The following is a 13,100-nucleotide window of genomic DNA, read 5'->3' as shown; positions in this document are numbered from 1 at the left end:
CCGCGATCTCGATCGGCACGGTTTCGGATAAATACACGAAGAACCGAGAAACAAAAGTTTTTTTACATTATTTTTAAATGATGCATGAATAATATTTGCTTCAATCATTAAATTAATATAAATAAAATCGGCACGGTAAGTATTGTTTGAATGTATTCCGCCAACTTTTGCGGCTGCCAGAATAACATATTCGGGTTTTTCTTTTTCAAAAAAATCATTAGTTGCTTTCTGATTTGTTAAATCAAGTTCTTTTTCATCTTTAAAAATAAAATTTGAAAAACCTTTTTTTTCAAAATTTCGTTTTATAGCAGAACCCACCATTCCTGTGTGTCCGGCAATATAAATTTTTGAATTCTTTTCCATTTTAAAAAATAAAAATTTAATAACTAATATTTACTTGATATTTGCGTAGAGCTAAGAGCATAGGGCTTAGAGTTAACTAAAAACTTTATTTCTGGTCAGCGTTGATGGTTTTAAATCCCTTGTCGCATAAAATTTTATCTCTTTTAAAAAGGTCGATATCGGCAGCTACCATTTCTTTTACCAGCGAATCGAGATTGTATTTAAGTTTCCATCCAAGTTTTTGTTTTGCTTTTGATGAATCGCCAAGTAAAATATCAACTTCTGTGGGACGGAAATAATTTATATCAACAGCAATAACTTCTTTTCCGATTTCAAGTTTATAATCTTTGTTTTTTGATGATTTTACAAATCCTTTTTCCTCAATACCCTTACCTTTAAATTCAAGTTCAACTCCTATTTCATTAAATGATTTTATTAAAAAATCCCTTACACTGGTTGTAATGCCTGTAGCTATTACAAAATCTTCAGACTTTTCCTGTTGCATCATCAGCCACATTGCTTCGATATAATCTCTCGCATGCCCCCAGTCGCGCTTTGCATCGAGGTTTCCCATATATAATTTGTCCTGCAATCCTAATGCAATACGTGCAACTGCTCTTGTAATTTTTCTTGAAACAAAAGTTTCGCCTCTCATAGGAGACTCGTGATTGAATAAAATTCCGTTGCAGGCAAAAATATTATATGCTTCGCGATAGTTCACCGTAATCCAGTATGCGTATAATTTTGCCGCCGCATAAGGTGAGCGCGGATAGAACGGAGTTTTTTCGGTTTGCGGAATTTCCTGAACAAGTCCGTAAAGTTCGGATGTTGATGCCTGATAAAATTTTGTTTTATTTGTTAATCCAAGTATTCTTATAGCTTCTAAAATTCTGAGAGTGCCGATTCCATCAACATTAGCAGTATATTCTGGTGTTTCGAAACTCACTTTTACATGCGACATTGCACCAAGATTATAAATTTCATCGGGTTGTGTTTCCTGAATTATTCTTATGATATTTGCCGAATCGGACAAATCGCCGTAATGAAGTTTAAATTTTAAATTTGCTTCGTGAATATCCTGATACAAACCATCAACCCTTTGTGTATTGAATAATGATGCTCTTCGTTTTACACCATGAACAACATATCCTTTTTTCAATAAAAATTCAGCAAGATACGCTCCGTCTTGTCCTGTAATTCCTGTAATTAATGCTACTTTCATAAAATTGTTTTAAAAATTTAATTTTTACCTTTCGACAGTTGCAAAGTTAAAAAGTTAATTTTATTGTAACTAATAAATATTTATAATGTTCATAGTTTCTTTTTGAACTGAAAACTATTTCATTTATGATGATAAGATTCGTTTTTTATTATTGTAAAACTCCTGTAAAGTTGTTCCATAAAGAATAACCTCACCATCTGATGAGAAAAAGTCATAGATGAAAGTGATAATAAAAAGTTTGCTCTTTTATAAACTTCTTCAGAAAATCCGTACGCACCGCCAACAATAAAAGTTAAATTCTTTACACTTGTGTTTTGCTTATGAATTATAAAATTTGCAAACTCTTCTGATTTCATTTGTTTTCCTCTTTCATCAAGTAAAACCACGAAGTCATTATTTTTTAATTTTTCGATAATTTGTTTTCCTTCTTTAATTTTCAACTCTTCAATATTAGTAGATGAACTTTTCTTCAAATCAGGAATTACACAAAAATCAATATTTACGTAATGTTTCAGCCGCTTTTCAAAAATATTAATTCCTTCAATTAGATACTGAGCATTTGTTTTACCGACAACAAGAAATAGAATTTTCATTTTTTTATTTTTTGTTTGCCACGAATGCACGAATGATTTTTTATTCGTGGCATAGTATTTTAAAACACAATTCTTTTGTAATTTAATTTCAACTCTCCAAAATTTACTATTAGTGCTAATTTATTATGAGATACTTTTAAGTAATTTATTGCTTGTGCTACAAATTCTTCTGAAATACCTGCTGCGCCTTTTACTTCTAAAATAATATTTGCATTCACAACAAAATCGGCATAAAACTTATGAGGTAAAATAATCCCCTTGTAATTTACCTCATACATTTTTTCTCGTTCATATACTATACCAGCTTTTTTAAACTCATATTCCAAAGCATCTTTGTAAACGATTTCTAAAAATCCTGCACCAAGATTATTGTGTACTTCCATACACTTACCAATTATTTGGTAGCTCTCTTCTTTGAATAATATTTTTTCCATATCATATTTTTTATTTGCCACGAATCCACGAATGGTTTTTTATATTTTTATTCGTGTATTCGTGGCTATTTTACAAAATTCCCACAAAACTATTCCAACGCTCACCACAATATTAAAAGAATGCTTTGTTCCGAACTGAGGAATTTCAATACATTCATCAACTGTTTCCATTACTTCATCGGAAACTCCGTTAATTTCATTTCCGAAAATGAAAGCATATTTTTTATTTTCATCTGCTTTAAAATTATTCAGAAAAACACTGTTTTCGGCTTGTTCAATTGCAATAATTTTATAATTATTTTTTTTCAATTCACTGATTGCATCAACTGCATTTATGAAATATTTCCATCCAACCGATTCGGTTGCACCAAGTGCTGTTTTATGAATTTCCTTATTTGGCGGTTGTCCTGTAATTCCGCACAAATAAATTGCTTCAACAAGAAAAGCATCGGAAGTGCGAAAAATCGAACCAACATTATTCATGCTTCTAACATTGTCCAAAATAATAATTACAGGAATTTTCACGGAATTTTTAAATTCTTCAACTGACTTGCGGTTAAGCTCTTCATTCTTTAGTTTTCGCATACAAAAATCATAACTATAATTTAACAAATTTAAAATTTATTATTAATTTAGTAAAAAATCTTTGCGTCTCTGCGTCTTGGCGAGAAAAAAATAACCGCAAAGACGCAGAGAAAAGAAAATATGAATTGGAATAGTTACATAAAAGGATTTGAGTCGTATCTGAAACTGGAAAAGTCGCTTTCAATCAATTCTATTGATGCTTATATTCATGATATTGTAAAATTAGTTCAATTCTTGGAATTAAAAAAACAAGAATTAATTCCCGAAAAAATTGAACTTTCGCATTTGAAAGATTTTATTAGTTGGGTGAATGAAATAGAAATATCAGCAACATCGCAGGCAAGAATTATTTCGGGAATAAAAGCATTTTATAAATATCTTTTGCTCGAAGATGTTATTAAAAGCAGTCCTGCCGAATTGCTCGAAGCTCCGAAAACAGGAAGAAAATTACCTGATGTTTTAAGTGTTGTGGAAATTGACGAATTAATTGCAGCAATTGATTTAAGCAAATCAGGAGGCGAACGAAATAAAGTTATGCTCGAAATGCTTTATAGCTGTGGCTTGCGTGTATCGGAACTTGTTAATATGAAAATTTCAAACGTATTTTTCGATGCCGGTTTTATTAAAATTACAGGAAAAGGTGATAAAGAAAGATTGGTTCCTATGGGTTCGACAGCTAAGAAACTTTTAAAATCATATATCCACAATATAAGAAGTCATATAAAAGTTTTAAAAGGGAATGAAGATATTGTTTTTCTGAATAACCGAGGTTCAAAGCTTACGCGGAATATGATTTTTATGATTATTAAAGAACTTTCATCAAAAATCGGATTAAAGAAAAAAATAAGTCCGCATACTTTCAGGCATTCTTTTGCTACTCATTTGATTGAAGGAGGTGCTGATTTGCGGGCAATACAGGAAATGCTCGGTCATGAATCAATTACTACAACCGAAATTTATACTCACCTTGACCGTGATTTTTTAAGAACCGAAATAATGCAATATCACCCGAGGGCATAAAAGTGTTTGTCCATAATTATGGTATTTTTAAAAATAAAAATATCGAATATCGAACACCGAATGTCAAATATAGAAGTTTTCTGTGTTTAAGTTTAGGTACAAACTACAAAATTCCGAAGAAATCGGGCATTATGGACAAACTCTATTTAACTATTTTTATAAGAAACTTTGTCGAAATATTCGAAAACTATCGTATATTCGTATCTCGTTTTTCTATCCAATGAAAAAGATTGCATTAATAATATTATTTCTTTTTTTTATAACACAATTATTTGCCACACATAACCGTGCCGGAGAAATAACTTATAAATGTATTGACCCTGCCCATTTTACTTATGAATTTAAAATAGTAACTTACACTTTAACTCAAAGCCCCGCAGACAGGCCTCAGCTTACCATTAACTGGGGCGACAGTGATTCGGATACCTTAAACCGTTACATTATAATACCAATAACAGATTCTATACGAAGAAATGAATATATTGGAACTCATAGTTACAGTGGAGCAGGAACTTTCAAGATTTCACTGGAAGATCCGAACAGGAATGGAGGAATAGTAAATATTCCGAATTCGGTGAATGTTGTTTTTTATATTGAAACAATAGTTGTAATAAATCCATTTCTTGGTTGCAACAATTCTCCTGAATTAAAATATCCTCCAATTGACAATGCTTGCATAGGACAAATATTTATTCATAACCCTGTTGCTTTTGACCCCGATGGTGACAGTTTAGCTTATGAACTTATAAAATGCAAAGAGCAAAATGGCAATACAATACCAGGTTATTCTTATCCGCAAACAAACAGTTCATTCACATTAAATCCCGTTACGGGCGATTTGATTTGGGATAGTCCTTTATTTCAGGGCGAATATAATGTTGCTTTTTTAATTAAGGAATACAGAAAGGGCGTATTTATAGGTTCAGTTGAAAGAGACATGCAAATTACAGTTGTAACATGCAACAACCATCCACCATATTTCGATGATATTAAAGACACTTGTGTGGTTGCAGGCACCAATCTTACTTTTAATGTTACTGCACATGATAATGATGTTCCTATTAATAATATAACTCTCACAGCTTATGGTGGTCCTTTTATTGTAAATAACCATGCTCACTTTCTTCCGCCGTATATAGGTTCTGGTTCGGTTTCATCAACTTTTTCATGGAGCACAAATTGCGAAAATGTTAAAAAGAATCCATATTCTGCTACATTCAGAGCAGTTGATAACGGTAGTCCGGTTAATTTAGTGGCTTTGAAAACCGTAAATATCAGAATAGTTGCTCCTGCTCCAACAAATTTAACAGCTTCTCCTATAGGAAATACAATAAAACTGCAGTGGGATTCATATGTATGTTCAAATGCAAAAGGTTTTAAAATTTTCAGAAAAGATAATGGTGCTTCGGGATGGATTCATGGATATTGCGAAACAGGAATACCATCAGGTATTGGATATGTGAGAATTGCCACTGTCAACAATATTAATGATACAACGTTCATTGACAATAATGGTGGCAGTGGCTTGATTCATGGCAACGATTATTGTTATATGCTCTATGCCTATTTTACTGATGGTGCCGAAAGTTATGCCTCAAATGAAACATGTGTACAACTTAAAAAAGATGTTCCCGTTATTACAAATGTTGATATTAAAACTACTGATGCTGCGAACGGTAAAATATATGTTGCATGGTCGAAGCCTGCCGGAATGGATACCATAGTAAATCCGGGACCGTATAAATATCTTATTTATCGCTCAAGCGATTTTTACGGAAATAATTTAACTTTAATTGACTCCAACTACAAAGGCATAAATGATACATTATATAATGATACTATTATTCCATTAGATACAAAAAATTATCCTCATTCATACAGAATTGTATTAAAAAATAATTTTGGTATTATTGGAGAAACACATATTGCATCTTCCGTATTTCTGTCAATTGCACCTTTCGATAACAGATTGCTACTGACATGGGAAGAACATGTACCATGGACTAACAATTCGTATGAGATTTACAGATATAATCCGGTTACAACTAATTTTGATTTTATTGCTACTGCATCAAATAAAAATTACACCGATACAGGATTGACAAACGGAAGAACTTATTGTTACAAAATAAAAAGTATAGGAGAATATTCCGGAGCAGGATTCATAAAACCAATAATTAATTTTTCGCAAGAAGTTTGCGAAACACCAGTAGATAATGAACTTCCGTGTCCGCCTGTTTTATCCATTATTCCAAACTGTGATAACGTGGAAAACTTTTTAATTTGGACAAATCCCAATCACTTCTGCTCTAATGATGTTGTTAAATATTATATTTATTATTCACCTGAAGATAATGGTTCTTTTGAACTTATTAAAACTATTACAAACCTAAGTGATACAATCTTTCTTCATAATAATCTGAAATCTATTGCAGGTTGTTATTTCATTACGGCAATTGATTCTTTTAATAACGAAAGTGCAACTACAAATAAAATATGTCTTGATATTGACAGTTGTTCACTTTATAAATTACCCAACGTTTTTACTCCTAACGATGATGGATTTAATGATTACTATCGTCCATTTCCTTATAAATTTGTTCAGAAAATTGATTTAAAAATTTATAACCGATGGGGAAATGTTGTTTTTCAAACTTCAAATCCAGATATAATGTGGGATGGCAAAGACCAACATACAAAACTCAAATGCAGCGACGGAGTTTATTATTATGTTTGTGCTGTTTATGAACAACGATTAGCCGGCTTGAAGAAAAGAACTTTGCATGGATTTGTTCAGATAATAAGATAAAATAAATTAGAAATTAGGATTTAAAAATTGAAAGATTTATGTTTACAGGAATAGTTGAAGCATTGGGAACTGTTGTTTCTCTCGAAAAAGAATTCGGAAATTTGCACATCACAATTGAAACACCGATTGCAAAAGAATTAAAAGTTGACCAAAGCATTGCACACAATGGAGTTTGCATGACTACCGTTAAAGTTTTTGCAGAAAAGAATCAATACACAATCACGGCTATTAAAGAAACACTCGACAGGAGCAATCTTGGTTTGTTGAAAACAGGAAGCAGGATAAATCTTGAAAGGTGCATGAAAATTGATGGTCGTCTTGACGGGCACATTGTTCAGGGACATGTTGACCAAACTGCAATTTGCAAAAATGTTGAAGAAACTGACGGAAGCTGGCTTTATACTTTCGAATACGATGCAGACAGAGGAAACGTAACTGTTGAAAAGGGCTCTATCTCTATTGACGGAGTGAGCTTAACGGTTGTAGGTTCGGGAAAAAACTGGTTTTCGGTTGCAATAATTCCATATACCTATCACAATACGGTTTTTCAGGAATATAAACCGGGTTCAGTTGTTAATATTGAGTTCGATATTCTCGGAAAATATATTACAAAATATCTTGAGCAACATTTCGGAAATAAAAAGTAAATATTATTATTTTGTTTAAAGTCATGCATATTGAACTCTTTAGAACAATAAATAGGATTAACAATAAATAAAATACTAATTTAAAATTTTAAAAAATCTAAAACAAAATAAATTTAAGAGTAGTAATATCAAATAACAGAAACATTAAACTACTTTTAATAACTATACTTTATTAAAAACACTAATTATTTTACTTGTTTCAATTCTTCAATTCTATTGTAAATAATATTCTGCGCATCTTTATTATTCCTGAAAAAAGGAATTGCAAGATTATAAAACTTTAATGCTTCGGTTTTGTTTTCAAATTTCTGAAACAAAGATGCTCTTTGCAAAACAAGGCCTCCATAGTATTCACGAAATTTAGGGAGCAACCTGTCAGTTGGATTATCGGCATTTATAAAATCTTTAAAATCAAAATCTGAATACTCTGCTTTTGTTAAATTTTGTTCTCTCGGAATTTTATAAACAGCCAAAATTGATTCGCGGGGATAGTTTTTTAATATTTCGTTTGTTTCTGCATCTATATAAGCAATGTAAACATCTCTGCCTTTACTTAAATTTTTGTCAATTAATGAATGAATCATATTTTCATAACATGATTGTATATAAGCTCCATCATACGATATTCCTTTTTCGAAAGGAGCTACCGCTTCAAGAAATCTGTCAACTTCTGTTTGTGACAATTTGATAATTTCGGGATAATAATTTTTCAGATATTGAATATACCAGCTTCTTTTAAGTAGTTTTATATCCAGAGAAAGAATATCCTGTCTTTTTTTCTCAACATTCTGAAAGTAAATGAAAGGGAAACAATATGGGTCCCAGTCACCAATAACTATTGAATTTTTTGTAGCAATTTTGAAAACATTATCAACATATTTTTGCGGATAATAATAATTGCTCATATCATTGTTATTGTAATTTCTATATATTCCGCTTAATGAAAATGCAACAAATAACAAAGCAACAAAATAATGTATTCTTGTTTTGAGCAAACTTAAAATGTAAAAAAAACCAGCACCTGTGAGTAATGAAAGTATCATATATGAAGGAATATAAAATACAGATACAAGTGAACCATTTTCAATGGCAACATCTTTGCTGCTTGTAACATCAAAATTCGTTTCATACGTCATAATAGGCATGCTGAAAAGCACGAATGTCAGAACAAAGTAAAACAACTTTTTATTTTGTTTATAAATAAGGAAAAATCCGATTACCGCAAAAATCAGAAATACCGGGTACCATTGCTCGGGAAGAAGTTGATTTAAATAATATTTAAACTGACTGATAAATCTTTCTGTAGTATGGGGGTCTTCAGATTTGTACTGATGACGTGTTACAACTCTGAAGAAATTAGTAAGATTCTCGGGGTTGCCCCAATCCATAGGAGGATTGTGCATTGATGCAAACGGCAGATAAAGAAATGGAAATAAACCAAGAATGAAAAATAAGAATGATTTTAAAATCGTTTTAATGTTCAATAATATTTTATAATCAACAGCTAATACAAAAACACCAAAAATAGGAATCAGCATTAAAGATGTTGTATGGCATGTAAATGACAATGCCATGATAAAACTTACAAGATATAAATATTTTTTTCTTTTTTCAATAGTATCCTGCCTTTTCCAGATAAGAGCAAGTAATATAAATAAAGAAACAAAACAACTGTTCAGTCCATATACTTCAGTCATTACGGCTTGTTCCCATGTTTCGTTGCAAAATGCGAAAAACAATCCGCTGCTTAATGCGATTAAATATTTTAAAATATTTAAAAACTTTTCATTGTTGGCTTTCCAGAATTTAGTTGAAATAAAAGTGTCTTCAATTATCAAAACCGTTGAATATGTTATTAAAGCAGAAGCTAAAGAAGTGAAAAATGCCGACATCATGTTTACTCTGTATGCAATGCTTCCGAAAGGCACGATTAGTGTAAATAATTTTCCGAAAATTGTAAACAAAGGATAACCGGGTTCATGTGGAACACCCATAAAATAGGCAGCAGTAACAAGCTCGCCACTGTCTTCAAAAGAAATTGTAGGAGCAAGAGTAAAAATGTAAATAACAAAACTCACCAGAAAAGACAATCCAAGAGTTGAATAAAAAAATAAATTTTTATTTTTAGGATAATTTATTTTTTCCTTGATGATTTGTTGTTTTGCCAGTGTGTGATGCGGAATATGCTTTTTTGTTTTTTTCTGCATAAACAAAATATTGTGTTTGTTGTTAAAATTTATTGACATTAAACTAACAGGTCTTGGAGACCTGTTAGGTTTTGAAATTTAAGTTTTTAATTTATTTTAAAAAGAATTAATTATTTTCATTGCAATATTATTAAGATTTTTTATTGCTTCGGAAATATTCCATTTATTTTTATTTCTCGGTTCAACGTAGTTTGAAATTGCACGGAGTTCGGCAAAACTTATTTTTTCATTTTTACAGGCAAAGAAAAAAGCTGCTCCTTCCATTGATTCAATATCGGGTTCAAATAATTTTCTGATTTTTTCAATGCTTTCAAAATTTCCATGAACTGTATTTACCGTAATTCCTGTAACTTCAATCAGCTTTTTTATTTCGGAATTATTAAGTACCGAATTATTTATGAGTTTTCCTTCTTCAAATATTTTACTTTCAGTTCCGAGTCCTGTTTTGTAAAGTGGAATAAAGGTTTCATTATCTTCGATTCCGAGTTCCGAAAATATTTCGGTTTTCACATTTACAACTTTTCCGATTTCAATTTCTTTTTTAAAACTTCCTGCAATTCCAAGATTTAAAACAAAGTCATATTTATTATTTTCAAAAACTTTCCCGAGCCGAAAAGCTGTCGACACCATTCCTACACCTGTTACGAGTATATCTATTATTGTATTTTTGTGTTCGTATCTTTCTAATCCGAAAGATAACTGACTCTCTTTTTTTAGAAGGTTTTTTAAAGGTTTTATTTCATCGTTTGTGGCGGAAACAAGGAGTAGGTTCATTTTGAGAATGAAAAATTAAGAATTACAATTTTAGTATCCAAATAACTTTATGTTTAATACAAGATTTAGTATGTTTTTCTTTATGTTGTTTTATAGGGTCAACAATATAACTTAGTCAAATACTTCATCAAATATTTTTTCTAAATCGTTGTCAATATTTTCATTGTAATTTTTATGAGGAATACCAATGTTTTCTAATGCTATCTTGAATCTTTTATAACCATCTTTAGATCGTAATTCGACCCAATTTATTTTCAAATGATCAAGTTGATTTTTATTTTGAATTGAAAGTTTGTCTGCAACGAATAAATTTGTTGCTCTTGCTATCACAGCATCTGCACTCTCAGGATTTCCACTTCCCATGAGCTTTACTTCACATAAATATTCTTTATTGTTTTTGATTAAATAAAAATCTATTTCTCTATCAAAACCTTTAGAGTTATCTTTTACGAATTTTGCTTTATAATTTTCTTCGTTCACAGAATAAAGCTTACAAAGTGTTTTCATTAATGGATTTTCAACTCTTTTACCTGCTGTACTCCAAAGTCCGCCCCTTAATTCTGCTCGTTTTACGGCAAGTGTATTGATTACAATTAAACTTTCACTTACATTCAAATCAACACTTACTCCTTTAAATTTTATAGTAAGAGTTAAATCTAACTCATGCTCACTTTCAACCAATTTTTTTATACTTTCGAAAAGTATGTCGTAATGTTCATTTGCTGCATCAATTATAATTTCTTTTGTAGAAGAATTAAACATATTGTGAATTGTCTTTTTGTTTAATCCTGAATTGATTGCTATTTCTTTTGCAGGTAAATCTGGATTTAAAAATTCTTTTTTATACCAATCAACAATATTTTTACTTTTCAATTTAGCATCAATAATTTTTTTGAAGAAATCAATTGCAAATTGCAAAAATTCAGCATTAATAAGCGTTACAACTTCTATTCGGTAATCATCACCTTTTAAAAGTTTCCTAATAATATTCTTTGCTACTTGTTCGGTAAGTGTCATTTTATCGTTTCTTTAAATTCGCTTAATGTTAAAAATGAAGTCGGTTTTTCTTTAAACAAACTTTCTTTTTTTAAAAAGGTCTTCATGTACTCAAAATATTTTTGTTCTTGTTCAGTAAGGAAAAACAATCTCCCTAAACTTTTTGCAGTTCTTCCTAAAGTTCCGCTACCAGCAAATGGATCAAAAATCAAATCGTTTTTAAAAGAATAATACTCTATAACTCTTTTGCATAATTCTGCGGGAAATACTGCTGAATGTATTTTATCAAATTTAGGATCAATTTTCCATACATTTGTTGTTTCATAACCTTCAGAAACTTTACTTTCTTCAACAGTTTTGTAATCATATTGACGAATATTCCAATCTAATAATTTTTCCGTTTGTTTACGATAAACCATTAAATATTCTGTAATGGAGTTTGGTTTATATGCTAATGGTTTACGATGTTGTTGAAACCCGCCAATTCTATTCTTTACACTATATTCTGGTTTTAACCAAATAATATCGTCAATAAACTCCCATCCCATCTGCATTAAATAATGGTGTATGTCAAAAGGTATTGGGTAACGTTTACTTGAATGTGCTCGACTAACTCTTGGAATAATAATAGGTGAAGTATTTACAATTAAAAATCTTCCTTCTTTTGTTACTCTATAAGTTTCTAAAAAAACTTCTTCAAGAAAATTCAGATATGCTTTGTAACTTGGATAAATTGAATAATCTCTGGCATTATAATATGGTGGTGATGTAAAAGTTAAATGAATACTTTCATTAGGAACATTTTTTAATACTTCCCGCACATCACCATTAACTATAACATTCTTAAGATATTCATATGTTTCAGCATGTGGTTTCTCATTTTCCCTTATGCGTTCTTTAGCAAAATATTCTTTGTAAATAACAGTTCTAACCATTTCGTTTTCGTGATTAATTAATGATTTTAAACTGTTATCAACTTCTTCATCGTTTTTAAATACCAATAATCCACGAATTGCTTGGCACACAATTTTGGGATCTTTATCTTTAAGAATTTTTACAAGTAGTTTATTATTATTAATATTTCTCATTCTGCCAATTGCCGAAACAGCTTCCCTGCGTACATTAGTGTCAGTGTCTGTTTTAATAATTTTATTTAATGTTTCAATATATTCTGTTTGTGTTAATTTAGCAATATTTTTTACAGCAAGTTCTCTTACCTGAGAAAATTTACTTTGAGTTAAATCCAGCAACCACTTACCATCAAAATTAATAGGCAGATGTCCTAAATTTTCTAAAATAAAAACTAAGTTGCCAATATTTGATGAATTGTCACGAACAAGTTCACCAAACAATCCGTTACCATTAATTTTTAAGTCCGTTATATATTCTTTTGTTAGCATAAAATTTATCAATTCATTTAAAACAAAAATACTCAAAATTTATTTACAATCATTAATATTTTGAGTGATGG

Annotated in this window: 12 protein-coding genes; 3 read left to right on the top strand and 9 right to left on the bottom strand. The window is 30.5% G+C overall.

The annotated features are described in order from the left end of the window. The 5 genes from WC223_07455 to WC223_07435 all read right to left on the bottom strand — a co-directional run. Positions 1-363: NAD-dependent epimerase/dehydratase family protein (locus WC223_07455; GenBank protein MFA6924076.1), on the bottom strand; the 363-nt coding region annotated here is incomplete at its 3' end. A gap of 85 nt (positions 364-448) precedes the next feature. Beyond that, positions 449-1,564 carry a GDP-mannose 4,6-dehydratase gene (gene gmd, locus WC223_07450; GenBank protein ID MFA6924075.1) on the bottom strand — a complete coding sequence of 372 codons (1,116 nt, stop codon included), beginning with the start codon at positions 1,562-1,564 and terminating at the stop codon, positions 449-451. A 119-nt stretch (positions 1,565-1,683) separates the two neighbouring features. Further along, entirely contained in the window at positions 1,684-2,157 is a 474-nt protein-coding gene (gene rlmH / locus WC223_07445; protein MFA6924074.1) for a 23S rRNA (pseudouridine(1915)-N(3))-methyltransferase RlmH, read from the bottom strand. Between the two features lie 59 nt (positions 2,158-2,216). Next, on the bottom strand, positions 2,217-2,591 hold the full coding sequence (locus WC223_07440; protein MFA6924073.1) for a GxxExxY protein: 375 nt from the start codon (positions 2,589-2,591) through the stop codon (positions 2,217-2,219). Between the two features lie 39 nt (positions 2,592-2,630). Continuing rightward, on the bottom strand, positions 2,631-3,176 hold the full coding sequence (locus tag WC223_07435; GenBank protein ID MFA6924072.1) for an RNA methyltransferase: 546 nt from the start codon (positions 3,174-3,176) through the stop codon (positions 2,631-2,633). 120 nt (positions 3,177-3,296) lie between these two features. Here WC223_07435 and xerD point away from each other — a divergent pair, with 120 nt between their 5' ends. The 3 genes from xerD (at position 3,297) to WC223_07420 (ending at position 7,652) form a co-directional block, all read left to right on the top strand. Further along, positions 3,297-4,196 (top strand): site-specific tyrosine recombinase XerD, encoded by a 900-nt coding sequence (xerD, locus tag WC223_07430; GenBank protein ID MFA6924071.1) that lies wholly within the window; start codon positions 3,297-3,299, stop codon positions 4,194-4,196. Positions 4,197-4,416: 220 nt separating this feature from the next. Then, positions 4,417-7,005: a gliding motility-associated C-terminal domain-containing protein gene (locus tag WC223_07425; GenBank protein MFA6924070.1), complete on the top strand. Its 2,589-nt coding sequence runs from the start codon at positions 4,417-4,419 to the stop codon at positions 7,003-7,005. Positions 7,006-7,043: 38 nt separating this feature from the next. Beyond that, positions 7,044-7,652: a riboflavin synthase gene (locus WC223_07420; GenBank protein ID MFA6924069.1), complete on the top strand. Its 609-nt coding sequence runs from the start codon at positions 7,044-7,046 to the stop codon at positions 7,650-7,652. A 185-nt stretch (positions 7,653-7,837) separates the two neighbouring features. On the opposite strand, the gene WC223_07415 is transcribed toward WC223_07420, so the two are convergent. The 4 genes from WC223_07415 to WC223_07400 all read right to left on the bottom strand — a co-directional run bounded on the left by WC223_07415 (position 7,838) and on the right by WC223_07400 (position 13,029). Next, positions 7,838-9,859, bottom strand: coding sequence for a DUF2723 domain-containing protein (locus WC223_07415; GenBank protein ID MFA6924068.1), 2,022 nt, complete (start codon positions 9,857-9,859; stop codon positions 7,838-7,840). A 96-nt stretch (positions 9,860-9,955) separates the two neighbouring features. Further along, positions 9,956-10,633 carry a futalosine hydrolase gene (gene mqnB / locus WC223_07410; GenBank protein ID MFA6924067.1) on the bottom strand — a complete coding sequence of 226 codons (678 nt, stop codon included), beginning with the start codon at positions 10,631-10,633 and terminating at the stop codon, positions 9,956-9,958. A 111-nt stretch (positions 10,634-10,744) separates the two neighbouring features. Then, a complete protein-coding gene (locus WC223_07405; protein ID MFA6924066.1) occupies positions 10,745-11,650 on the bottom strand; it encodes a CfrBI family restriction endonuclease in 906 nt (301 codons plus the stop codon). After that, positions 11,647-13,029 (bottom strand): DNA methyltransferase, encoded by a 1,383-nt coding sequence (locus WC223_07400; protein ID MFA6924065.1) that lies wholly within the window; start codon positions 13,027-13,029, stop codon positions 11,647-11,649. Before WC223_07400 ends, WC223_07405 begins: the two co-directional genes overlap by 4 nt. Positions 13,030-13,100: the final 71 nt, after the last annotated feature.

The organism is Bacteroidales bacterium (genome assembly GCA_041671145.1).
Lineage (GTDB): Bacteria > Bacteroidota > Bacteroidia > Bacteroidales > JAHJDW01 > JAQUPB01.
This window is presented reverse-complemented; position numbering and strand designations above follow the sequence as displayed.

What these genes read in the sequence shown, in the direction of transcription:
- WC223_07420 (MFA6924069.1), top strand. Translation starts at nt 7,044, where the DNA reads ATGTTTACAGGAATAGTTGAAGCATTGGGAACTGTTGTTTCTCTCGAA.
- xerD (MFA6924071.1), top strand. Translation starts at nt 3,297, where the DNA reads ATGAATTGGAATAGTTACATAAAAGGATTTGAGTCGTATCTGAAACTG.
- WC223_07405 (MFA6924066.1), bottom strand. Translation starts at nt 11,650, where the DNA reads ATGACACTTACCGAACAAGTAGCAAAGAATATTATTAGGAAACTTTTA.
- rlmH (MFA6924074.1), bottom strand. Translation starts at nt 2,157, where the DNA reads ATGAAAATTCTATTTCTTGTTGTCGGTAAAACAAATGCTCAGTATCTA.
- WC223_07415 (MFA6924068.1), bottom strand. Translation starts at nt 9,859, where the DNA reads ATGCAGAAAAAAACAAAAAAGCATATTCCGCATCACACACTGGCAAAA.
- gmd (MFA6924075.1), bottom strand. Translation starts at nt 1,564, where the DNA reads ATGAAAGTAGCATTAATTACAGGAATTACAGGACAAGACGGAGCGTAT.
- WC223_07440 (MFA6924073.1), bottom strand. Translation starts at nt 2,591, where the DNA reads ATGGAAAAAATATTATTCAAAGAAGAGAGCTACCAAATAATTGGTAAG.
- mqnB (MFA6924067.1), bottom strand. Translation starts at nt 10,633, where the DNA reads ATGAACCTACTCCTTGTTTCCGCCACAAACGATGAAATAAAACCTTTA.
- WC223_07435 (MFA6924072.1), bottom strand. Translation starts at nt 3,176, where the DNA reads ATGCGAAAACTAAAGAATGAAGAGCTTAACCGCAAGTCAGTTGAAGAA.
- WC223_07400 (MFA6924065.1), bottom strand. Translation starts at nt 13,029, where the DNA reads ATGCTAACAAAAGAATATATAACGGACTTAAAAATTAATGGTAACGGA.
- WC223_07425 (MFA6924070.1), top strand. Translation starts at nt 4,417, where the DNA reads ATGAAAAAGATTGCATTAATAATATTATTTCTTTTTTTTATAACACAA.